The following is a 22,921-nucleotide window of genomic DNA, read 5'->3' on the forward strand; positions in this document are numbered from 1 at the left end:
GAGTGCGTTGCCGATGCCTTCGTCCAGTCTCCCGACACCGGCCGCCCCACCAGATCCGGTGCCGAGCCCGGCACCGGAGCCGGCACCGGACCGGGCGGCGCCGCCCGGTCGGCCGCCCCCGGTGAGCTGACCCTGCAGGTGCACGCCGGCGGCGGCCCCGCCAACACCGCCGTCGGCCTGTCCCGGCTCGGCAGCCCGACCCGGTTCGTCGCCCGGCTCTCCGAGGACACCTTCGGGCGGCTCTTCCGCACCCACCTGACCGCCTCCGGAGTGGACCTCTCCTTCAGCGTCCGCGCCGACGAACCCAGCACCCTCGCCGTCGCCGAGCTCGACCAGGACGGCCGGGCCTCGTACTCGTTCCACGCCGAGCGCACCGCGGACTGGCAGTGGCAGCCCGCGGAGCTCGCAGCCGTACCGCTCACCGGCACGGCGTGCGTCCACACGGGCTCGCTCGCGCTGATCCGCGAGCCGGGCGGCCGGGCGGTCGAGGACTTCCTCGACCTGGTCCACCGGGCCCCCGCCCGGCCGTCCGTCTCGATCGACCCGAACGTCCGCCCGTTGCTGGTGGATCCGGCCCGCTACCGCGAGCGGCTGGACCGCTGGTGCGCGGCCGCCGACCTGCTCCGGCTCTCCGCCGAGGACCTCGCCCTGCTGCTGCCCGGCGTCCCGCCGGAGACGGCCTGCGACCGGTGGCACGCGGCCGGGGTCAGGCTGGTGGTGATCACCCTCGGCGAGCAGGGGGCACTCGCCTCGCTCGACGGCACCCGGGTCACCGTCCCGGCCGTCCCCGTCCGGGTCGTGGACACCGTCGGGGCGGGTGACGCGTTCACCGCCGGGCTGCTGCACCACCTCGGCAGCCACGGCCTGCTCGGCGGCCGGCTCGACCGGCTCACCGTGCGGGACACCGCCGCGGCCTGTGCGTACGCGTCCAGGGTCGCCGCCCTCACCTGTGCCGTCCCCGGCCCCAACCCGCCCTGGGCCGCGCAGCTCACCGCCAGTCCGGCCGACGGTCCCACCGGCGCCGCCCCGGACCTCCCGACGGACCGGCCCACCTCCCGGGCGGCCGGCCGGCCGCACGTCAGCCCGTCGTACGACGGCCGAACGGGTGAGGCCCAGCTGACAGAGTGAATCCGGTCTGCCGAACCGTTCCCTCCCCCGGCCCACCCCCGTCGGCGCCGCCGCCGGTCCGCTGGGGTACGAAATATCCGGCAACTCCGTCACCCCGGGAGCTCCCAGCCGTACCCTGTGTGCGGGTGCGCGGGGGACGGGACACGGGCGGCGGCGGATGGCGACTCGACGGGGGGAGGGCGTGGTGCTGGACAGCCAGGGCACGGCCCACGCAGGCCGTGTCTCACCCACCGAGATGGCCAGGGTGCACGAGCTCACCCTCTCCGGCGACACCCCGCCACTGCTGCCCCGGCCGGAGATCGGCGACTCCTGGGAGCGGCTGCGCCGCCTCGGCCTCGACCCCGACCACGGCCGCAACGCCAACCGGATCACCGCCGCCGAGGTCGAGCACCGCCGCCGCGAGAGCCACCTCGCCGAGGTCCTCCCGGTGCTGCGCTCCACCCTGCTGCTCCCCTCCACCGGGACCCCGCTGCTGCTCGCCGTCGCCGACGCGGAGGGCCACGTGCTCTGGCAGGAGGGCGCCCGCCACCTGCGCCGGAGCGCCGACGGGATCGGCTTCGACAACGGCGCCTGCTGGGCCGAGGACGCGGTCGGCACCAACGGCATCGGGATGACCCTGCGGGTCCGCCGCCCGATGCAGGTCCACTCCACCGAGCACTACCTGCGCAGCCACCACAGCTGGACCTGTGTCGCCGCCCCGGTCCACGACCCGCGCACCGGGCGGCTCACCGGCGTGGTCAACCTCAGCGGCCCGGCCCGGACCATGGCGCCCTACCTGCTCCAACTCGCCGCCACCGCCGCCCGGCTGGCCGAGGCCGAACTGCGGGCCCGTCAGCTGGAGGCGCTGCACCAGCTGCGCACCGTCGCCGCACCGCTGCTCGCCCGGGTCGCCGAACCGGCCATGGTGGTCGACGACGACGGCTGGACGGCCGCCACCCTCGGCCTGCCGCCGGTCGCCCGGCTGCGGCTGCCCGCCGACGGCTGGGGCTCCTCCGACATCCACTGGCTGCCCGCGCTCGGCGAGTGCGCCGTCGAGCCGATGGCCGGTGGCTGGCTGATCCGGCCGGTCAGCAGCTCGGCCGGAGCCGTCGCCGAACAGTCCGAACGGGCCGCCCTCCGGCTGGAACTGAGCCACCCGGGCCACCCGAAGCTGCTGGTCACCGGCGCGGCCGGCAGCTGGTCGCACGCCCTCAGCCCGCGCCACGCCGAACTCCTGCTGCTGCTCGCCGTGAACCGGGAGGGGCTCAGCGCGGCCCAGCTCGCCGAGGCGCTCTTCGCCGACCGGGCGCGCACCGTCACCGTACGCGCCGAGATCTCCCGACTGCGCCGCTACCTGGGCGGACTGCTGGAGCACCGTCCGTACCGGATCGCCCACTCCGCCTCGGTCGCAGTGACCGGCCCCACCGATCCCTACGACCTGCTGCCGACCTCATCGGCGCCCGCCGTACGGGAGTTGCGGGCCGGCCTGCTCGCCGGCACCTGCCACCTGCCGAGGTGACCCTCCGGGGGCGCGCCCCCCGGCTGTCCGGAGACCGACGGGCCCAGCCGTGGCACCACCGCTAGAAGCCGACCAGCTCGGCGAGTTGCTCGTCGGTCGGCCCGGCCGCGGCCTCCGCCGCCTCCGAGACGCACGCGTACGTACGCAGCAGCCAGGACTTCACCGTGGCTTTGGACACCTCCAACAGCGCACTGCCGTGCGGGGATTCCAGGGCGAGGTGGAGCGTCGAGCCGTGACAGGGACAGTACGCGGGCCAGAGCTTCACGTCGCCCTGCCCGCTCAGCCCTTCGAGGCCGTCGCGCAGCAGTTGCCGGGAGAAGACCCAGTCCGCCTCGTCCGCCCGGCCCAGGTGGAAGGTGAGCTGCACCTCGTACGGCCGCTCGGGGTCGTACCGGAAGCGCGTGCGCACCTCCCCCACCAGGTCCTGTTCCAAAGCGATCCGCAGCGTCATGACCTCCTCCACCGGCGCCGGGGCGGCGGTGAGTCTGCCCGCCTCGTCGCCCGTGGGGGTGGCGGCGAGCGGCGGGTTGGCGGAGGCTGACAGCGGGTCGCGCGGCATGACGATCTCTCCGAGGCGGCTGGGGTTCAGGCCAGCGTCCTGCACGGTGCCGTGTCGAGCAAGAGTTGCAAGAGGTTGCATCCGACCGTTGACCGGCCGGGCCCAGGATCCACACGAGCACACGCCAGACGCATCGTCAATTATCGGACACGTCATACCAGTAGTCGTCATCGGCCCGTTGCCCACGAGGGCTGGCGGAGCAGCCGCACGCCGCTGATACCCTCGTGCTCCAGCCCGGATGAGGCGGGGAGAGGACACGGCGGGGGGCCGGGGAGGGCGTCCGACCATGAATGCGAAGCTTCGCGACAAGCCGCACGCACGGCACCAACACGCCGGCGGCACACCCGCGCACGGCACTGACGCCGCGTCACACGGTGCGGTGGCGCGCGAGTACGCCGGCCAGGCCCGCACGGGCGCACGGTCCGGACGGCACGGTCGGCCCCGGCCGTTCGGCGGCTTCCGGCTGCCGAGCCTGCGCTTCTCCGGCGCCGCCATGGCGATGTCCACGGTGCTGGGGATCAGCGTCGCCACCACCTGGCTGCTCAGCGAGCAGCAGAACATCGGCCGGCGTCCCGGGGTGTCCAACGTCGGGGCCAGTCCGCCGCTGCCCAGCCCGGACCAGAGCGACGCGACCGGCCTGCCGCCCACCCCCGCCCCGAGCGGCCCGGCCCGGGCCGAGGCCCCGTCGAACGCCGCCAAAGCACTCGGCACTCCCAGGACCGCGCCCAGGGGCACGGCGGCGCCGTCCACCACCGCTCCGGCGGCCTCCCCCTCCGCCCGGACCGGAGACCGGCCGCCCGCGTCCGGCGGTGCTCCGAGCGCGTCGGCGTCCGGCGCGGCGCCCCCGTCCGCCTCGCCCGGCAGCACCGCGGGCTCCGGCACCACGGGCCCCGGTGCGACCGGCCCGACCGGCCCGAGCAGCAGCGCAAGTGCCGGTCCGTCGGCCACGACCGGCCCGCGTCCCGACACCGCGCTGTCCGGACAGGGCTCGGCCGACCCGGTCGGCACCACGGGCATCCGGCACACCCTCGCGCTGGCCGTCGGCGAGAACGTGACGGCGCTCCAGGTCGAGCTCCGGCTGGCCCGGCCCGAGGCGCTGCCCGGCACCACGCCCTGGAGCAGCCTGCCGGGAGCGGTGGTGACGATCGCCCAGGACCGCGGCAGCCTGGTCTACCGCTTCACCGCGCCCGTCGGCCTCGACCTCGCGCCCGGCCGGTACACCTTCGGCGTCCGCGGCGCCCGTCCCACCGACGGCCTCGATCACCCGCCGCAGGAGACCTGGGCGGCCTCGGCCTTCGCCCTGGACGACCCCCGTGCCCTGGCCGTCCGGGGCGCCTTCTCCTGACCATCGGTCACCCGGACTCCACGGACGCGCATTCGGAAGCCGACCGCCCGCGAGCCACGCATCCGTCCACGCGGTGGCGCGACCCCGTCCGGCCGTCCGGCGCCCCGGTCGCCCGGGAGGAGCCGCGCCACCGTCGCGCTGCCGCGGGGCCGATCGCACGGCTCCCGAGCCCCGGGCCCGGGAGCCGGTGCCGGTTCCGCCGCCCGGGGTCAGCGCCCGCGCACCCGCACCGCCCGGCGCAGGTCGTCCACCTGGTCGGCCAGCACCCGCCGCAGCGAAGGCGTCAGGTCCTCCCCGGCCAGGCACTCCTCCGCCAGCCGGACCGTCTCCGGTTCCGCACGGCCCGCCGGGAACAGGACCCGGCCGAGCACCCTGGCCACGGTCGCCCCCCGCCGCCCGGCGGCGGGGAGTTCGGCGAAATACCGCCGCACGTAGTCCTGCTGGAGCCGCTCGGCGCCGGACCGCCAGAAGCCCTGCGCGGTCGCGCCCATCAGGTGGTTGGAGAGGGCGCCCTCGGTGAAGAGCTGCTGCCAGGCCGCCGCCTTGGCCTCCGGTTCCGGCCGGGCGGCCCTGGCGCAGGCCGCGCCCTGGTGGGCGCTGCTGCTCGGTTCGGCGGCCAGTTCGGCGGCGATCCGCGCCTCGTCGGCCAGCCCCTCGGCCGCGAGCCGGGCCAGGGCGGTCCAGCGCAGCTCGGTGCTGAGCTCGCCGGTCGGGCCGCCGTCGGTCAGCCAGGCTTCCAGCTCGGCGAGTTGCTCCCCTCCGGTGGCGTTCTCGATCGCGCCGCGCAGGGCGGCGATCCGCAGGCCGTCCCCCGCGTCGGGGCGGGCCAGCAGCCGGCGGGAGAGCCCGGCGAGGCGCGCGGCGGCGGCCGGGCGGTCCGCCGGGGCGAGGTAGTCGGCGACCAGCCTGGTCCGGGCGAAGGTGAGGACGGCGTCGACCACCATGTCCGCGTCCTCGGTCGGCAGCTGGGTCTCCACCAGGTCCAGGTACTCGGCGGGCGCCAGCTCCGCGTCGCGGACCAGGTCGCGGGCGTTCTCCCAGAGCACGGCGCGGGCGAGCGGGTCCGCGATCCGGGAGAGCGAGCCGGTGACCGTCCGCCAGGAGTCCTTGTCCAGGCGGATCTTGGCCCAGGTGAGATCGCCGTGGTTGGGCAGCAGCAGGGCGGCGCGCGCGGATCCGGCCGCCTTGGGCAGGGCGGTCCGGCGGCCGGGTTCGACCTCCGCCTCGAAGCGGTCCCGCAGGACCAGGGCGCCGTCGGACCGTCGGTCGTACACACCGATGCCGACCCGGTGCGGCCGACTGCCGTCCGGGACGAGTTCGGCGGCGGCGACCCGGTCGGCCTCGTCGTACCGGACGTCCAGCCGCAGGGTGTCCACGCCGCTGGTGCGCAGCCAGCGTTCGGCCCAGCCCCGGACGTCCCGGCCGCTCGCCGTGGCCAGCGCGTCGAGGAACTCGGCGAGTTCGGCGTTGCCGAAGCGGTGCCGGGCGAAGTGCTCGTTGATGCCCGTGAAGAACGCCTCGTCGCCGAGCCAGGCGACCAGCTGCCGCAGCGCGGAGGCGCCCTTGGCATAGGCGATGCCGTCGAAGTTGACCATCGCCTCGGCCACGCTCTCGACACCGGTGGCGGCGACGGGGTGGGTGGTGGTGCGCTGGTCGGCGTCGTAGCCCCAGCCCTTGCGCTCGACGGCGAAGCCGGTCCAGGAGCCGGTGAAGCGGGTGGACTCGGCGGCGATGCGGTAGCCCAGGTACTCGGCGAAGGACTCGTTCAGCCACAAGTCGTCCCACCAGCGCATGGTGACCAGGTTGCCGAACCACATGTGGGCCATCTCGTGGGCGATCACCACCGCCCGGGACTCGCGTTCGGCCTCGGTCGGGGCGGAGTGGAAGAGCAGTTCCTCGCGGAAGACCACGCAGCCGGGGTTCTCCATCGCGCCCCAGTTGAACTCCGGGACGAAGGCCTGGTCGTAGCGGCCGAACGGGTAGCGCTCGTCGAAGAGACCGTGCAGCCGGTCGAAGGAGGCCCGGGTGACCTCGAAGATCTCCTCGGCCTCGCGGTCCAGGTCGGCGGCGAGCGAACGGCGGGCGTGCAGGCCGAGCGGGATGCCGTCGTGCTCCGCGTAGCGGGAGTGCAGCGGGCCCGCGACCACGGTGAACAGGTAGGTGCTGATCGGCCGGGTCGGCGCGAACTCCCAACGGCTCCCGGCCGTGGCCTCCCCCGAACCCGGGCCCGCACCCGGCTCCGTGCGCTCCCCCGCGCCGTTGGCGACCAGGGTCCAGTCCGCCGGGGCGGTGGCGGCCAGCCGGAACGGCGCCTTGAGGTCGGGCTGGTCGAAGCACGCGAACACCAGCGGCGCGCTGTCGGGACCGCAGGCCGCGTAGAGGTAGACCGCGCCGTCGGCCGGGTCGGTGAAGCGGTGCAGGCCCTCCCCGGTGCGCGAGTAGCGCATGTCGGCCTCGACGCGCAGTTCGTTCCCGGCGGCCAGGCCGGTCAGGGCGAGGCGGTTCCCGTCGAGGCCGGCGGGGTCCAGCTCGCGGCCGTTGAGGACCACGCGGTGCAGTGCGGCGGGCTGCAGGTCGACGAAGGTCGCGGCGCCTGGCTCGGTACAGTCGAAGCGGATCACGGTGGTGCTGCCGAACACCTCCTCGCCCCGGGTGAGGTCCAGGTCGACCTGGCAGTCGCGAACCTGGACGAGTCGGGCACGGATGCGGGCTTCGGTACGTTGAAGGGCTGGCATCCCTGCATGCTCGCCCCGGCGGGCGCCGGTGGGCAAGACCTTTCCGGGCCGGTCGGCCGGGCCGGTCGGCCCGTCCCCGTCAGGGCCACGTCAGGACGGTCGGCGCCAGCCGGTCGCCACTGGTCGGTCGGGCCGGGGTGGCTACTGTGGGAAGCCTGCGGAGAGCCGCAACCACCCATCCCAGGAGGAGAACTGTGCCGACGGACCTGACCCAAGGCGGCAACGCGCCGCTCACCGCCACCCGGGTGACGGTCGAGGTGACGGCCCCGAAGCCGCTGGACGTCTCGGGGCTGTTGCTGACGGAGGCCGGAAAGGTCCGCTCGGACGCCGACTTCGTCTTCTTCAACGCCCCCGAGGGTCCCGGTGTGACCCACCGCCCGGCCGCCGGCGGCGCCCCGGACGCGATCACCGTGGACACCGCCGCGCTGCCGTCCGAGATCAGCAAGGTCGTGGTCACGGCCAGCCTCGACGACACCACGGCGACCTTCGCCGGCACCGAACCGACCGCGACCGTACGGGACGCGGCCAGCGGCGAGGTACTGGTCACCTTCACCCCGCCCCGGCTCGGCCGGGAGACGGCGCTGGTGGTGGTCGAGGTCTACCGGCGCGGCGGCAGCTGGAAGGTCCGCGCGGTCGGCCAGGGCTACGCGAACGGACTGGCAGGCATCGCCACCGACTTCGGCGTCTCGGTGGAGGAGCCGGACCGCACGGCGGCACCGGCCGCCGCCGCACCCCCGAAGCCCCTCGCCCCGCCCACCGCTCCGACCGCGCCCGCCCCGCCGGCCGCGCCGGGCGCACTGACCAAGGTCACCCTGGACAAGGGCAAGGTCAACCTGGTCAAGGGCGGTTCGGTCTCGCTGGAGAAGAACGGCAAGCCCTTCCTCTCCGCGGTCCGGATGGGCCTCGGCTGGGAGGCCGCCGGACGCGGCCGCAACATCGACCTGGACGCCTCCTGCATCGCCTTCGACGCCCAGCGCAACAAGATCGAGACCGCCTGGTTCATGAAGCTGAACGTCTTCAACGGCGCCATCGCGCACTCGGGTGACAGCCTCACCGGCGAGGGCACGGGCGACGACGAGGCGATCACCGTCCACCTGGACGGCCTGCCGCCGGAGGTCTGCGGCCTGGTCTTCGTGGTGAACTCCTTCTCCGGCCAGAAGTTCACCGAGGTCAAGAACGCCTACTGCCGCCTGCTGGACGCCGGTTCGGGCCAGGAACTGGTCCGCTTCGACCTCAGCCACGCCGAGGCGAGGACCGGCGTGGTGATGTGCAAGCTGATCCGCCAGTTCTCCGGCGAGTGGGTGATGACCGCGATCGGCGAGTACGTCGACGCCAAGACCGCCCGCGCCATGGTCAAGCCCGCGGCCGCCATGCTCTGACGGGCCGTCCGGAGCAGGCTGCCGTCGGGGGACGCGCCTGCCCCCGAGGCACGGTGTCGGGGGGTCCCCAGGGGCGGCGGGGGCAAGCCGGGGTGCGTCGGGCGGCGAACGGCGGCGGGGACGCCCAGTTCGCACCAGACGGTCTTGCCCGACGGCGGTCGCGGCGCGGTGCCCCAGCGGTCGGCCAGGGCGTGGACCAGCGCCAGACCACGGCCCGACTCCGCGTCGGGGCGGAGCGTGACCGGGAGGACCGGTCGCCGCTCGCCCCGCGCGTCCGACACCTCGATGCGCAGCACCCCTTCGCGGAGCGTGAGGCACAGCTCGAAGCCCCGCCCCCGGACGTGACCGTGCGTGATCGCGTTCGCCGCGAGCTCGGCCACGATGAGGACGGCGGCCTGGAACGCGTCACCGGCCGGCGCCCAGCCCCAGCCCCTCAACTGCTCCGCGGCGGCCAGCCGGGCCAGTCGTGCACCACGCCCGGTCGAGCCGAACCGTTCGGCGAACTGCGGTCGGGGCGGCGCGGTTTCGCCCGGTCGGCCAAGAGTGATTTCGGACTTCATGTCACCGAGCGTGGCCGGATGCAAGTACGCTGACCAGAGCGCGAACCGGTACGGAACGTAGGTGTCCGGGTGCGCAGGGTTGCCTGTCCGGGCCGACGGGGGTAACCGGATGCCGGTGTGGTTCGGGACACGGGGTGGTGGCCGCTGTGACGGTTGCGAGTCGGGACGACGGGGTCCGGGTGCCAGGTGCTGCGGCGCCCGGACAGCTCCGGGAGCGACGGCCGGAGCCGCCGGACGATCCGGACGGCGCCACGGACTTCTTCCGGGCCGTCGGCAAGCAGGTCAAACTGCTGCGCGAGCGCGCCGGGCTGACCCAGAAGGAGTTGGGCGACCGGCTCGGCTACGGTGAGGAGCAGATCTCCTCGCTGGAACGCGGCCGGCGCACCCCGCAGCCGGAGTTCCTCGACGCGGCGGACGAACTGCTGGGCGCGGGAGGTCTGCTGAAGGCCGCCAAGGAGGACCTGGCGCGGGCCAAGGCCAGGGCACGGGTACGGCACCCGGCGTGGTTCCGGGACTACGCGCGGCTGGAGGCGGAGGCGGTGGAGCTGCACTTCTACAGCACCCTGACGGTCCCGGGCCTGCTGCAGACCGAGGGCTATGCGCGGACGACCTTCACCGTACGGCAACCCCTCCTGGACGAGGTGACCATCGAGCAGCGGGTGGCGGCCCGCCTGGGACGGCAGGAAGTCCTGGCGCAGTGGCCGGCGCCGATGGTCAGTGCGGTCATCGAGGAGTCCGTCCTGCACAGGCTCATCGGTGGACGGGGCGTCCAGCGCGGACAGTTGGAACATCTGCTCCGCCTGGGGAAGTTGCGGAGCACGGCACTCCAGGTACTGCCACTGTCCTGCGAGGATCACGCCGGCATGGACGGCCCCTTCATCCTGCTCACCCCCAGGGGACGCCCGCAGGTGGCCTACGTGGAGGTACAGCATGTCAGCCGCCTGATCACGGACCCGGAGGAGGTCCGTATTCTGGCTGCACGATACGGGAGCATCCGGGGACAGGCTCTGACACCTCGTGAGTCCTTGACGCTGATCGAGAAGATGCTGGGAGAGCTATGAACATCGAGCAATCCGCGCAGGGCACCGCCGAATCCATGTGGCGCAAGAGCAGCTACAGCGGCGGCGAAGGCGGCGAGTGCGTGGAGGTCGCGCTCACCCCGGACGCCGTCCACGTCCGCGACTCCAAGGACCAAAGCGGCCCCCGGCTCACCTTCACCCCCCGGACCTGGGCCGCCTTCGTCCAGTTCGCCGCCGGGATCTGACGGCCGGAAACACCGAGGGCGGCCCCCCTGCCATCGGGAATGCCGCCCTCGGTCGTCGGGGTGTCCGTCAGCCGCGCGTGGCCATCGCACGGAGGAAGAACGTCAGGTTGGCCGGGCGCTCGGCGAGACGGCGCATGAAGTACCCGTACCACTCCTGTCCGTACGGCAGGTACACGCGCATGGTGTTGCCCGCCTCGGCCAGCCGCAGCTGCTCCTCCGGGCGGATGCCGAAGAGCATCTGGTACTCGTAGCTGTCCCGGCTGCGTCCGTTCCACTCGGCCAGCTGGCCGGCGATCTTGATCATGTTGGGGTCGTGCGAGGCCACCATCGGGTAACCCTCGCCCGCCATCAGGACCTTGAGCGCGCGGACGTAGGCCAGGTCGACCTCCTGCTTGCCCTGGAAGGCGACCGACTCGGGCTCCTTGTAGGCGCCCTTGCAGATCCGCACCCGCGAGCCGGCACCGGAGAAGTCACGGCAGTCGGCTTCGGTGCGGCGCAGGTACGCCTGGAGCACGACGCCCAGCCACGGGAAGTCGGCGCGCAGCTCGCGGGCGATCGCCAGGGTGGAGTCGGTGGTGGTGTGGTCCTCCATGTCCAGGGTGACCGTGGTGCCGGCCTCCTTGGCCGCCTCGCAGATCCGCCGGGCGTTCTCCAGCGCGATCTTCTCGCCGTCCACCGGCAGGAACTGACCGACCGCCGAGAGCTTGACCGAGACCTCGGCGTCGGCGGCGAGGCCGGTCTCCTTGAGGGCGGTGAGCAGGTACTCGTACGCCTTGGCGGTGTCGGCGGCCTGGCTCGCGTCCTTGGTGTCCTCGCCGAGGTGGTCGAGGGTGACCTTGCGGCCGGTGGCCACCAGCTCGTCGGTCGCGGTGACGGCCTGGTCCAGCAGCTCACCGGCGACGAAGCGCTCGACTATGGCGTGGGTGGGCGGGAACTTCTCGACGACGGTGCGCACCTGGGGGGAGCGGGAGGCGGCGAGGAGGGCGGAGCGGAGCATCGGTACTCCTGGAGACGTTTCAGCAGGCAGGGGAGAGAAGAGCGGGGACGGCGGACGAGGGTGGGAGGACCGCCGTCCCCGGGGCGGGCCTGGTCGGCTCTTGGCCGCCCAGGCCCAGGATCGGGCCTGGTCAGCCCATGTGCGGGTAGCGGTAGTCGGTCGGCGGGACGAACGTCTCCTTGATGGAGCGGGTGGACGTCCAGCGGGTCAGGTTCTGCTTGGCACCGGCCTTGTCGTTGGTGCCGGAGGCCCGGCCGCCGCCGAAGGGCTGCTGACCGACGACGGCGCCGGTCGGCTTGTCGTTGATGTAGAAGTTGCCGGCCGCGTTGCGCAGCTTGTGCATGGTGTACTGGACGGCCTCGCGGTCCTGGGCGATGACCGCGCCGGTCAGGCCGTACGAGGAGACCGACTCCATCTGCGTGAGCATCTCGTCGTACTTGTCGTCCTCGTAGACGTACACCGAGAGGATCGGGCCGAAGTACTCGTCCCGGAAGTACTCGGCGGCCGGGTCCTCGCAGACCAGGACGGTCGGGCGGACGAAGTAGCCGACCGAGTCGTCGTACGTGCCGCCGGCCAGGACCTCGACCTCGGGGTCGGCCTGGGCGCGGTCGATCGCGGCCTTGTTCTTGGCGAAGGACCGCTCGTCGATGACGGCGCTCATGAAGTTCGCCAGGTCGGTGACGTCACCCATGGTCAGGCCGTCGACCTCGGCGCGGAACTCGTCCTTGAGCTCGGCCCAGAGCGAGGCCGGGACGTAGGCGCGGGAGAGCGCCGAGCACTTCTGGCCCTGGAACTCGAAGGCGCCGCGGGTCATCGCGGTCTTCAGCACGCCCTTGTCGGCGGACGGGTGGGCGACCAGGAAGTCCTTGCCGCCGGTCTCGCCGACGATCCGCGGGTAGGTGCGGTAGCCCGCGATGTTGGCGCCGACCTCGCGCCACAGGTGCTGGAAGGTCGCGGTGGAGCCGGTGAAGTGGATGCCCGCCAGGTCCGGGTGCTTGAGCGCGACCTCGGAGACGGCCAGGCCGTCACCGGTCACCATGTTGATGACGCCCTTGGGCAGGCCGGCCTCCTCGAAGACCTGCATCAGCAGGTGCGCGGAGAACTGCTGGGTCGGGGACGGCTTCCAGAGCACCACGTTGCCCATCAGGGCCGGGGCGGTGGGCAGGTTGGCCGCGATGGCGGTGAAGTTGAAGGGCGTGATCGCGTAGACGAAGCCCTCCAGCGCGCGGTGGTCGCTGCGGTTCCACACGCCGGGCGAGGAGACCGGCTGCTCGGCGATGATCTGCCGGGCGAAGTGCACGTTGAAGCGCAGGAAGTCGACCAGCTCGCAGGGAGTGTCGATCTCGGCCTGCTGGGCGGTCTTGGACTGGCCGAGCATGGTCGCGGCGGCCAGCGTCTCGCGCCACGGGCCGGCGATCAGGTCGGCGGCCCTGAGGAAGATCGCGGCGCGCGAGTCGAAGGAGAGCGCCTGCCAGGCCGGGGCGGCGGCCAGAGCAGCGTCGATGGCGTCCCGCGCGTCGTCCTGGGTGGCGTTGCGCAGGGTGCCGAGCCGAGCCGCGTGGTTGTGCGGCTGGACGACGTGGATCTCGGAGCCACCGCCGAGGCGGCGCTCACCGTTGATCGTCATGGTCAGCTGGATCGGCTCCTGGCCGCCCAGCTCCTTCAGCTTGGCCTCCAGGCGAGCCCGTTCGGGGCTGCCCGGGGCGTAGCTGTGGACCGGCTCGTTCACCGGCGCGGGGACCTGGGTCACAGCATCCATGGCGCACGCTCTCCTTCTCGTCATGGGAGCCGACGGGGGTCGCACGTCGGCTATGGACGAACGGTATTCCCCCAGGCCGGAGCACTTGATTGGCCGGGCGGCTAAAGTCATCCGGACAGAGTTGTCCGACCGGACGAAGGAGGGCCGACCGCATGTCAACTCCGCAGACTCCCTCCCCCGGCTCGCCCCCCGCCGCCGTCTCCGGGCTGCCGCTGCGGCAGCTGCTGATGTCGCTCGGCGAGCCCCTGGTGGAGCTCCAGGCGGCCCCGGCGGGCCTGGACGTCCCCGTCCGGGACGTGGCGATCCTCGACCCGGAGGACCCGGCCACCGCCGCCCCCGGCGAACTCGTGCTGGCGATCGGCGCCCGGGGCCGGGCCGCACTGCCCGCACTGCGCGCGGCCGGGCGGGCCAGGGCCGCCGCCGTCGCGGTCAAACTGGACGCCCCCGGCCAGGCGGACGCGCTGCGCGAGGCCGCCACCGATGCCGGGGTGGCACTGCTCTCGGTCCGCCGGGAGACCCGTTGGGAGCACCTGGACTCCCTCGCCCGGGCGGTCATCGCCGGTCCGGACGCCCCCGAGACCCCCGAGCACAACGCCGGCGACCTCTTCTCGCTCGCCCAGACGGTCTCGGTGCTGACCGGCGGCATCGTCTCCATCGAGGACACCTCCAGCCGTGTCCTGGCCTACTCGCGGTCCTCCGACACCGACGAGGTCGACGACCTGCGCAGGCTCTCCATCCTCGGCTGGCAGGGCCCGGAGCCGTATCTGTCCAAGCTCCGCGAGTGGGGCATCTTCCAGCACCTGCGCAGTTCGGACAGTGTGATCGCGGTCGAGCCGCACCCGGAGCTGGGCCTGCGCCGACGCCTGGCGATCGGCATCCGGGCGGGCGCCCAGCCGCTCGGCACCATCTGGGTGCAGGAGGGTGCCCGGCCGCTCGCCCCGCTGGCCGAACAGGCGCTGGTCGGCGCGGCCCGGGTGGCGGCGGCACAGCTGGTCCGGCGCAGACGCGAGCTGTCGGCGGACGTCCGGCTGACCCGGACCCTGCTCACCGGCCTGCTGGAGGGCTCCACCGGACCGCAGTCGCTGGCCACCCACCTGGGGCTCGAACTGCGCCGCCCGGCCACCGTGCTGGCCTACGCTGCGGGCTCCCCGGGCGAGGGCCGCAGCCTCGAACTCGCGATGGGCGAGGTCACCGGTCTGATCTCGGTGCACACCGCCGCCCGGCACCGCAGCGCGCTGCTCGCCCCGATCGAGTCCCGGGTGTACGTCCTGCTCCCCGAGCTGCCCGCCGGGCTGCCGATGACCACCGTGCGCAGCTGGGCCCAGGAGGTGGTGGCCGCGGCCGGCGAGCACCTGGGCGTCCGGCTGCGGGCGGCGATCGGCTCGACGGTGGACGGCCTGGCGGCGGTACCGGAGTCCCGGGCGCAGGCGGACCGGATCCTGGACGCGATGCGCCGCGGCGGGGTCGACCTGGACGTCGCCGCACTGATCGACGTCCAGGCGGAGGTCCTGGTCAGCGAGGTGCTGGCGCTCCTCCAGGACCGCCAGGGCCTGCGCGACCCCCGGCTGTCGGCGCTCACCGCGTACGACCGCCGGCACGGCACCCGCCTGGCCGAGTCGGTCCTGGCCTGGCTGGACGCCCTCGGCGAGGTCCGGGTGGCGGCGGACTCCCTGCACATCCACCCCAACACCCTGCGCTACCGGGTCCGCCGTGCGGAGCAGCTGACCGGTATCGACCTGGCCCAGCCCCAGCAGCGCCTGCTCGCCATGCTCCAACTCCGCCTCCCGGCGGAGGAGTCGGGCCACTGACCCCGGCCGGACCTCCCGAAACCGCCCGCCCTGGGCGGTGACGCGGCGCTATCCGGCGCCCGGAAGGCGGGCCGGGCGCCGGCTCGTGAGGCGGACCGGGGAGGCGGGCCGGGACGGGGTCTCCCCCGGACGCGGTGTCCGGCGGCCCGGCCGGTTCAGCCCCGGTGGCAGCGCTGCCAGGGGCCGGTGATGGCCAGCATGATGCCCGGCTCCTGGATGTTGGCGAACAGCGTGTCCCCGTCCTCCGAGAAGGTCACCCCGGTGAACTCGCTGAACTCGGGCTTCTCGGCCGTGCCGATGTTGAGCTCGTTGCGCGCGATCGGGAACGTCCGCCCGTCGTCGGTGGTCCCGAACAGGTGCTGCACCCCCTCGCCGTCCTCCGCGATCACCAGTCCGCCGTACGGCGAGACGGTGATGTTGTCGGGGCCGTCGAAGTTGCCGTGGTCGCCCGCCGGGTCGGGGTTGACCCCGAGCAGGACCTTGAGGGTGACGGTGCGCCGGCTCGGGTTGTAGAACCAGACCTGCCCGTCGTGCTGCACCGGGCTCTCCGAGCGGGCGAAGCTGGAGACGAAGTAGAAGCCGCCGTCACCCCACCACATGCCCTCCAGCTTGCGGGCCCTGGTGATCTCGCCGTCCTTGAACTGCTTGCGCACCGAGGTGGTACGGGCGTCCCGGTCCGGCACCTTGACCCAGTCCACGCCGTAGGTGGTGCCGATCACGGACGCCCGGGACAGGTCGTCGACCGGCTTGCCGTGCGAGTCGAAGACCTTGAACGCCTCCAGCACGCCGGCGTCCGCCGCCAGGGTGCGCAGCCTGCCCTTGCCGTGCCGGAATCCGGCCGGCGGGGTCCAGCGGAACAGCAGGCCGTTCGGGTTGGACGCGTCCTCGGTCAGGTAGAGGTGGCCCCGGCGCTCGTCCACCACGACGGCCTCGTGCGCGTAGCGGCCGAGGGCCTTGACCGGCTGCGGGTCGCGGTTGGCGGACTGGTCGTACGGGTCGACCTCGAAGACGTAGCCGTGGTCCTTGGTCATGCCGTTCTGGCCGGCCCGGTCCTCGGTCTCCTCGCCGCTCAGCCAGGTGCCCCACGGGGTGCGGCCACCGGCGCAGTTGGTGGAGGTGCCGGCGATGCCGACCCACTCGGTGACCTGCCGCCCGTGGTCGCGGACCTCCACCACGGTGCAGCCGCCCGCCGCGCCCGGGTCGTAGACGTGGCCCTCCAGCAGCGGCACCGGGTACGGCCAGCCGGCCCGCGGGCCCTTCAGCTCGTGGTTGTTGACCAGCAGGGTGCTGCCGCGGTGGCCCGCGAAGGCCGCGGTGCCGTCGTGGTTGCTCGGGGTGGACTCGCCGGTGACCAGCCTGGTCTTCCCGGTGTGGGTGATCACCCGGTACGAGAAGCCCCTGGGCAGCGCCAGCAGGCCCTTCGGGTCGGCGACCAGCGGGCCGTAGCCGAGCGCGGTCCCGCTGCCCCGGGCGGCGGCGGCCTCACCACCGGCCGGAGCGGCGATCGCGCCCGGGGCGGAAGCCAGCACCTCGGCGCTGCCGGCCACGAGCACACCGGCCCCGAGCAGCGTGGAACGGTTGACGAAGTCCCGACGGGACAGCGGCATGGCGGTCACTCCTGAGCGATGGCGTGGGGTCGCCGCCCGGCCGGTGGCGGCCGGTGGCGGCGGTGCGACGAGGAGCAGACTCCGCGCCGCCGGTGAACCCGGCGTGAATCCGGCCGCACACCCCGATGGCCTTTTGCCAACCGATTCCTTGCTCATGACTATTGCTTTACCGGAATTCCCTGGCGCATCATGGGATCGCCCCGGGCGCCTTCCCGGACGCGCGCTCGGCGCGGGCACCCGCACGCCCGGGCCGACAGCGCGTCCGAGCAGTGCGCCGGGGTCCAGCCCCGGGCGCCATCCGGTGGTTCAGTGCTCCGTGCGCTCCACCCGCCACTGCTCCCACGCCGTCAACCAGGCCTCCTCCGCACCGGTGGCGTTCCGCGTGCCGCCCGACCACATCCGGGTCCAGGCCCGCTGGGCCGGCAGGCTCGGCACCTCGCTCGCGAACGCCGTGTACCGGACCACCTCCTCCACCGCGGCCCGGCCCTCCGGGGTGCCGACGGCCCAATCCGCCTGCTGGGCCAGCCTGGTGAGGTGGTTGACCATGGTGGTGATCGACTCGCCGGCCTCGTCCCTGCTCTCCGAGGCGAGTCTCATCTGCTGCCGCACGGCGGCCTCCCAGCGGACCGCCGCCGCCTCGCCGCGCGAGCGCCGCGGCACCCGGGGCGGCCGGTCGTTGCGGATCTGGGCGGCGATCGCGAGCGACTCCCGCACCGCGTGCTCCACCACCGCCCGGTGCGCCTCCAGGCCGACCGCGGAGGGCAGTTCGCGCTCCTCCAGGGCCACCCGGCGGGCCTGCTGGGCGGCCAGCTTCCGCATCAGGTCGGTCCGGCCCAGGATGTAGCGCTCGAAGTCCTCGATCCGCTTCAACTCGATACCGCCCGGCGGCACCCCGCGCCCGGTCACCGTGACGGTGATGCCGTCCACCCGCAGACGCCCGGCCCAGACCGGCCTGCGGCGGCTCTCCGCCACTGCGCGGGGCTCCTCGGCGCCGGGCTCCAGCCCCGCGACCGCCTCCGCGACCGCGTCGGCGAGTTCGCGATCCGTGCCCGGGGCGCGGCCCTCGTCCCTGGCCCGGTCCTCGTGGATCTGGACGGCCCTCGGCTCGCCCTCGACGGTGATCCACTCGCGCAGGGCCCGTACGCTGCCCGGACCGTCGCCCTCGTCGATGCCCAACTGCTCGAAGACCCGGTCGCGTTCGTCCTCGACCACGTCCTCCAGCTCCGGCAGCCGGCCGGCGTCGGTCCCGGGCCGGTAGGTGCGGACGGTCACGTACGGACCCTCGGCCGAGCTCCAGTCACCGGAGCGCACCTCGACCCAGCCCAACTCGCCGCTGCGGAACTCGTACTCGGCCAGCGCGTCACTGTCCTGGCCGTCCTCCGCCGTCCCAGCCTCACCATCGGACGGCGCACTCTCGCCGCCGGGCGCCGGGTCCGCGCGGTGCACTCCCCCACCCTTGGAAGCGCGATCCACCCCGTAGACCGGGAAGTCCGCGTCCCCGAGCACCTGACGGCTGTACTCCTCGTGGTCGGCGTAGAAGTCCTCGGGTCCCTGGGGCCTGCTCGCGCTCTGCCTCTTCATCCTGTGCCGCACCCCCGCGTGTTCGCCTGGCCGTCGGTCCCGGCCACCGCCGCGCCGGGCCCGGCCCGGCGCACCGGGGCCGCGTCCGCCCCACGATACGTCGGAAGAACCTGCCGGGCCATCAGCTTCCCTCGTACGGTTGTCAGATGGCCCACCCGGCCACGTCCGGGCCCGATTGTCAGTAGCCTTGCCTACCCTGAACGGCATGACAGCACCCGGGAACTTCCCCGCCAGGATCAGCATCGTCACCCTCGGGGTCTTTGACCTGCAGCGCAGCGCCGAGTTCTACGAGGCCCTGGGCTGGCGGCGCTCCAGCGCCTCCAGCCCGGAGATCGTCTGGTTCCGCACCGCGGACTCGGCCCTCGGCCTCTTCCCCACCGAGGCGCTCGCGGCCGACGCCGGGGTGCCGGTGACGGGCGAGCCGTCGTTCCGCGGTGTCACCCTCGCGGTGAACCTCGAATCACCCGAGTCGGTTGACGCCGCCCTCGAAACGGCCGTCGCGGCCGGCGCCACGGTGGTCAAGCCCCCGTCCGGCACCGGCTGGGGCGGCTACTCCGGCTACTTCGAGGACTTGGACGGCCACCTCTGGGAGCTCTGCCACAACCCGTTCTTCCCGTTCACCGAGAGCGGCAGCCTCGACCTGCCGTGACGGCCCGCCGCCCCGGGGGCAGCATTGGATCCCAACCACTACCACCTCACCTCCGTCTGGCGGCTGCCCGCCGAACCGCAGCGGGTCTACCGGGCACTGGAGGACGTCGCCCGCTACCCGCAGTGGTGGCCACAGGTCCGTGCGGTCCGGCAACTGGACGAGCACACCGGCGAGTTGACGATCCGCTCCGCCCTTCCCTACACGCTGCGCGTCACCGTGCGCGAGCAGCACCGGTCCCCGGCCGCCGGTCTGCTCCAGGCCGCGCTGGAGGGCGACCTGCAGGGCTGGTCGAGCTGGCGGGTGAGCCCGGCCGACCGGGGCGCGGGCACCCAGGTGCGCTTCGAGGAGGACGTACGCCCGGCCAAGCCCCTGATGCGCCGCCTCGCCGTGATCGCCCGTCCGCTCTTCCTCGCCAACCACGCCGCCATGATGCGGGCCGGCGAGCTCGGCCTGACCGCCCACCTCGCCTGACCGGCGACGCCGCAGCGGCCGCACCCCGGGGGCGGGTAACCGCGCGAGCGGCCCGGTGGGTCACCCGGCCACTCGCACCCCCGCACCCCGCTCCCGCACCCCGCCGCAGGGCTACTTGCCCCGCCGGGAGCGGGCCTTGAAGGCCGCCTTCCTGGCCTCCTTGGCGATGCCCCGGTCCCGGTGCAGCTCACCGACCGCGTCCAGCACCTCCGCCGTGTACGGGTGCTCGATCCGCCACAGCTCGGCGAAGAAGCCCTCCGGGTCGTCGTCCACCGGCAGCCCGTCCACCAGCTCCTGCAGCGCCTCGCTCCGGCCCTCGCTGGTCAGCAGCTGCGCGGCGAAGGTGTCCACCATGGTCCAGAGCACCACCCCGTGCTCGGGCGCGGCGACCTCCAGCCCCTGTTCGAGCAGCCAGGCCCGGACCCCGCCGCCCAGCTGCGGGTCGTCCACCACCTCCTGCGCGGCGGGCCGGGCCCCGGCCCCGAGCTGCTCCAGCGCGGACAGGCAGAGCAGCCGCCGCACCGGACCGTAGGGGTCGGTGCCCCGGGCCGCCGCCAGCAGCTCGCGCGCCGCCTGGACCGGCTCGCGGTCGGCCAGCCAGACGGCCAACTCCCGCTCGGGCAGCACGTTGTCGGTCTCGGAGATCCCGCGCAGCAGTTCCTCCGCCGTCCCCGCGGCCAGCTCGCCGACCAGCGGGGCCTCGAAGCCGTCCTCCAGCAGCCACTGCCGCACGCCGTACTGGCCGAGCGCGGTGAGCCTGACCATGCCGAACCGGGCGGCCTCCGCCTCGTCCAGCGGGCCCCCGCCGTCCACCGCGGGCTCCTCGCCCGACTCCTCCTCGAACAGCTCGGGGTCGATCGGCCGGTGCTCCAGCAGCCCGAGCTCGGCCAGGTCGCCGAGCATCGGGTCCAGCGTCACCATCAGGTCGGTGATCTCGCCGAGCATCTCCTCGTCGGGCTCCTCGCCCTCGGGCACGACCAGCAGCGCGGCCAGCACCCCGAGCGGCACGGTCTCCTGCCCCGGCTCGGCGAAGGCCGTGGTCTCGTAGAGCACCTGGAGCGCCTCGTCCAGCAGCTCGGCGGCCGCCTGCCGGGACTCCTCCAGCTCCGCGAGCCCGGCCTCGTCGGTCTCCTCCGCCGCCCCGGCGCCCTCCGCGCCCTCGCCCTCGCCCTCCAGTGCGAGCGAGTCGGCCTCGGCGGACAGCTCGCGGACGATCCCGGCGGCGGTCAGCCACAGTTCGAGGACCGTCTCCGGGTCACCCTGCTCGGCGTCCGCCAGGTCGGGGCCCGGGATCGCGACGTGCTCGCCGTCGGCGGTGGTACCGATCTCGACCAGTTCCAGGTCGCAGGCGAGGGACCAGGCCCGCATCGCCTCGATCACGGCCTCCTCGGGCGCGTCCCCCTGCTCCGGGGCCAGGCCGAGCAGCCGGGCGGCCGGGGCGCGGTCCGGCCCGGTGAGGTCGCCGAACTCGTCCACCGGACGGTGCGGTGCGGCCCAGCGGGCCAGCTTCAGCGCATGGTCGATCAGCGGTACCGCGAGCGCGGCGGCGGCCAGCTCCGCCTCCGGCGGCAGCAGCACCGGCGGGACGAGCACGACGGCGTCGTCCATGTCGTCCTCCTCGCGGCCGTGCGCCGCGAACGCCCCGTACAGATCCGCCAGCTCGTAGTCGGCGGGCAGCAGGCCCTCGGCCTTCGCGCCGGACCCGCTCTCCACCGGGTTGTCGGGCTTGGTGCGACGTCGTCCGGCCATCGTGCGCGTTCTCCCGTACTGACGTTGTCGTAGTGGTGGTGCTCACAGAGCCTCGCAGTGGCCGCGTCCGCCGTAGCGGTGGCCACCGCACCACAGGGCCGGGTGGGTACCGGTCCATCTACTCAGCGTAGCCGTCGGGGCGGCCGAGCGCCCGGCCGATCGGCCCTCGCGCCGCCGTCGGGCAGTGCCAGCACGTATCCTTCGCTTGGCGCAGTGCACAACCCCGCACCGCCACCGGGCAACGACGCCCACCCCACCCTCCGCGCCGACCTCTCTCCCCATGCCCGCCCACGGGTCGTCGGGACGGGTCCGGCAGGAGGGGGTACCGCTCACCCGCGCCGCCGGCGACTCCGACTCCGGGCCACCACCCCAGGCCCTGCCCGGGCCCGGTTGCGCCCGGCCACAGGAGACCCCTGCCATGGCGGACCTCTCCCCTGCCGGCCCCGGACTGCCCACGGCGCAGTACCCGGTACGCCGGCTCTCGGAGGCCCTGCTTCCCCTGGAGCTCGCACCACGCACGCAGCTCCAGCTCTCCGCGATAAGCCGCTGGAACGCGGTGCGCGGCATCCGCGTCGGCCTGGTCGCCGCCGCCCTGCTGCTGCTGCTGATCGGCGCCAATCTGGCGACCCCGATCTACCCGGTGCTCCAGCAGCGCCTCGGGCTCACCGCGCTCGACACCACCATCCTCTTCACCGTCTACGTCTTCGCCCTGGTGCCGGTCCTGGCCGCGGTCGGCCACTGGTCGGACCACCTCGGGCGACGGGCGATGATCCTGCCCGCCGTGACCCTGGCCGCCGCCGGCGACGCGCTCTTCGCCACCGCGGGCAGCTTCGGCCAGCTCGCCGCGGGCCGGGCCGTCCAGGGCATCGCGGTCGGGCTCTCCACCGGGGCCGCCGGGGCCGCCCTCGGCGACCTGCTGCCGGACCACCAGACCCTGGCCGCCAAGCTCACCCTGGCCTGTTCGGCAGGCGGTGTCGCGCTCGGGCCGATCGTCGGAGCCCTGCTCGCGGGCGGCAGCAACCCGCTGCTGACGCCGTTCCTGGTGCACGCGGTGGCCCTGCTGGCGCTCTGCGTACCGCTGGCGCTGGTCCACCCCAGGATGCCCGGCGGGATGCGCCCCGAGGCCGCCCCGCCCCGCATCACCACGCCGGCCCACCTGCGGCCCCGGCGGCTCGCCCTGCCCGCCACCGGCCGCCGCGAGTTCCTGCTCGCCGCCGGGGCCGGCTTCGTCTCGTACGCGGTCTTCGGGGTCTACCTCAGCCTGGCGCCCGCCTTCTCCGCCAAGCTGCTGCACAGCGGCTCGCACCTGACCGGCGCGGTGGTCGCGGCGCTGCTGCTCGGCTCCTCGGCCCTCGCCCAGCTGCTGGTCCCGCCGACCGCGGACCGCCTGGTGATCGCCCTCGGCATGACCGGTCTGGCGGCCGGCCTGGGCATGGTGGTCGCCGCCGGGTACACCGGCACCCCGGCGCTGCTCTTCATCGGCAGCGTCCTCGGCGGCGCCTGCCAGGGCGTGGCGTTCCGCTCGCTGTTCACCAGCGCGGTCGCCGCGATGGACCCCGAACGCCGGGGCAGCGAGCTCTCCGCCCTCTGGGTCATCGTCTACCTCGGCAGCTCCCTGCCGATCGTCGCCGTCGGCGCCCTGGTCCGCTCCTACGGCCTGCTGCCGGCCGTCAGCGGCTTCGCGGCCCTCGCCGCCGTGGCCTGTCTGGGCCTGGCGGGTGCCGTGGTCCAGCGGCGCCCGGCCGCCTAGGCACACCGCCGGGCTGCCGGCTCCCGGCAGTCCGGCTCCCCCCGTCCGGTACCCACCTCCGGTACCCGCCGTCCGGCACCCC

17 protein-coding genes and 1 pseudogene are annotated in these 22,921 nt (G+C 74.0%); 10 read left to right on the plus strand and 8 right to left on the minus strand.

What is annotated here, in order from left to right; translation table 11 throughout:
• Positions 1-1,128, plus strand: a 1,128-nt coding sequence (locus ACFC1R_RS33520) for a carbohydrate kinase (RefSeq protein WP_375945186.1), incomplete at its 5' end; no start/stop codon positions are given.
• A gap of 157 nt (positions 1,129-1,285) precedes the next feature.
• Positions 1,286-2,626, plus strand: a complete 1,341-nt coding sequence (locus ACFC1R_RS33525) for a GAF domain-containing protein (RefSeq protein WP_375945188.1) — start codon at positions 1,286-1,288, stop codon at positions 2,624-2,626.
• Positions 2,627-2,687: 61 nt separating this feature from the next.
• On the opposite strand, the gene ACFC1R_RS33530 is transcribed toward ACFC1R_RS33525, so the two are convergent.
• Complete coding sequence (locus ACFC1R_RS33530) at positions 2,688-3,185, minus strand: SsgA family sporulation/cell division regulator (protein ID WP_197085308.1); 498 nt, start codon at positions 3,183-3,185, stop codon at positions 2,688-2,690.
• Positions 3,186-3,471: 286 nt separating this feature from the next.
• On the opposite strand from ACFC1R_RS33530, the gene ACFC1R_RS33535 reads away from it, so the two are divergent.
• Positions 3,472-4,530, plus strand: coding sequence for a hypothetical protein (locus tag ACFC1R_RS33535; protein WP_375945191.1), 1,059 nt, complete (start codon positions 3,472-3,474; stop codon positions 4,528-4,530).
• Between the two features lie 209 nt (positions 4,531-4,739).
• Here ACFC1R_RS33535 and pepN read toward each other — a convergent pair whose 3' ends face one another.
• Positions 4,740-7,265: an aminopeptidase N gene (pepN, locus tag ACFC1R_RS33540; RefSeq protein WP_375945193.1), complete on the minus strand. Its 2,526-nt coding sequence runs from the start codon at positions 7,263-7,265 to the stop codon at positions 4,740-4,742.
• A 206-nt stretch (positions 7,266-7,471) separates the two neighbouring features.
• On the opposite strand from pepN, the gene ACFC1R_RS33545 reads away from it, so the two are divergent.
• The gene (locus ACFC1R_RS33545) at positions 7,472-8,644 is read left to right on the plus strand and encodes a TerD family protein (RefSeq protein WP_375945236.1); all 1,173 of its coding nucleotides are present in this window, start codon (positions 7,472-7,474) and stop codon (positions 8,642-8,644) included.
• A gap of 149 nt (positions 8,645-8,793) precedes the next feature.
• Here ACFC1R_RS33545 and ACFC1R_RS33550 read toward each other — a convergent pair.
• A pseudogene (locus ACFC1R_RS33550) lies at positions 8,794-9,204 on the minus strand (ATP-binding protein); the annotation flags it as partial.
• A 179-nt stretch (positions 9,205-9,383) separates the two neighbouring features.
• Here ACFC1R_RS33550 and ACFC1R_RS33555 point away from each other — a divergent pair.
• Complete coding sequence (locus ACFC1R_RS33555) at positions 9,384-10,265, plus strand: helix-turn-helix domain-containing protein (protein WP_375945238.1); 882 nt, start codon at positions 9,384-9,386, stop codon at positions 10,263-10,265.
• Positions 10,262-10,468, plus strand: a complete 207-nt coding sequence (locus tag ACFC1R_RS33560; protein ID WP_375945195.1) for a DUF397 domain-containing protein — start codon at positions 10,262-10,264, stop codon at positions 10,466-10,468. The genes ACFC1R_RS33555 and ACFC1R_RS33560 overlap by 4 nt, the downstream gene beginning before the upstream one ends.
• A 67-nt stretch (positions 10,469-10,535) precedes the next feature.
• Here the strand turns inward: ACFC1R_RS33560 and ACFC1R_RS33565 are convergent, their stop codons facing one another.
• Both ACFC1R_RS33565 and pruA read right to left on the minus strand, forming a co-directional pair.
• Complete coding sequence (locus tag ACFC1R_RS33565; RefSeq protein WP_375945197.1) at positions 10,536-11,465, minus strand: proline dehydrogenase family protein; 930 nt, start codon at positions 11,463-11,465, stop codon at positions 10,536-10,538.
• Positions 11,466-11,595: 130 nt separating this feature from the next.
• Positions 11,596-13,224, minus strand: a complete 1,629-nt coding sequence (pruA, locus tag ACFC1R_RS33570) for an L-glutamate gamma-semialdehyde dehydrogenase (protein ID WP_375945199.1) — start codon at positions 13,222-13,224, stop codon at positions 11,596-11,598.
• Positions 13,225-13,376: 152 nt separating this feature from the next.
• Between pruA and ACFC1R_RS33575 the strand changes: the two genes are divergently transcribed.
• Positions 13,377-15,032, plus strand: a complete 1,656-nt coding sequence (locus ACFC1R_RS33575) for a PucR family transcriptional regulator (RefSeq protein WP_375945201.1) — start codon at positions 13,377-13,379, stop codon at positions 15,030-15,032.
• Positions 15,033-15,187: 155 nt separating this feature from the next.
• Here the strand turns inward: ACFC1R_RS33575 and ACFC1R_RS33580 are convergent, their stop codons facing one another.
• Together ACFC1R_RS33580 and ACFC1R_RS33585 are read right to left on the minus strand one after the other, a co-directional pair.
• A complete protein-coding gene (locus ACFC1R_RS33580) occupies positions 15,188-16,639 on the minus strand; it encodes an alkaline phosphatase PhoX (RefSeq protein WP_375945203.1) in 1,452 nt (483 codons plus the stop codon).
• A 306-nt stretch (positions 16,640-16,945) separates the two neighbouring features.
• Positions 16,946-18,220 (minus strand): hypothetical protein, encoded by a 1,275-nt coding sequence (locus tag ACFC1R_RS33585; RefSeq protein ID WP_375945205.1) that lies wholly within the window; start codon positions 18,218-18,220, stop codon positions 16,946-16,948.
• 205 nt (positions 18,221-18,425) lie between these two features.
• On the opposite strand from ACFC1R_RS33585, the gene ACFC1R_RS33590 reads away from it, so the two are divergent.
• Together ACFC1R_RS33590 and ACFC1R_RS33595 are read left to right on the plus strand one after the other, a co-directional pair.
• Positions 18,426-18,869, plus strand: coding sequence for a VOC family protein (locus tag ACFC1R_RS33590; RefSeq protein ID WP_375945207.1), 444 nt, complete (start codon positions 18,426-18,428; stop codon positions 18,867-18,869).
• A gap of 24 nt (positions 18,870-18,893) precedes the next feature.
• The gene (locus ACFC1R_RS33595) at positions 18,894-19,340 is read left to right on the plus strand and encodes an SRPBCC family protein (protein ID WP_375945209.1); all 447 of its coding nucleotides are present in this window, start codon (positions 18,894-18,896) and stop codon (positions 19,338-19,340) included.
• A 111-nt stretch (positions 19,341-19,451) separates the two neighbouring features.
• Here the strand turns inward: ACFC1R_RS33595 and ACFC1R_RS33600 are convergent, their stop codons facing one another.
• Entirely contained in the window at positions 19,452-21,089 is a 1,638-nt protein-coding gene (locus tag ACFC1R_RS33600; protein WP_375945211.1) for a hypothetical protein, read from the minus strand.
• Positions 21,090-21,507: 418 nt separating this feature from the next.
• Here ACFC1R_RS33600 and ACFC1R_RS33605 point away from each other — a divergent pair, with 418 nt between their 5' ends.
• Complete coding sequence (locus ACFC1R_RS33605) at positions 21,508-22,839, plus strand: MFS transporter (protein ID WP_375945213.1); 1,332 nt, start codon at positions 21,508-21,510, stop codon at positions 22,837-22,839.
• Positions 22,840-22,921 lie beyond the last annotated feature (82 nt).

It is taken from the genome of Kitasatospora sp. NPDC056138 (assembly GCF_042264695.1).
Taxonomy (GTDB): domain Bacteria; phylum Actinomycetota; class Actinomycetes; order Streptomycetales; family Streptomycetaceae; genus Kitasatospora.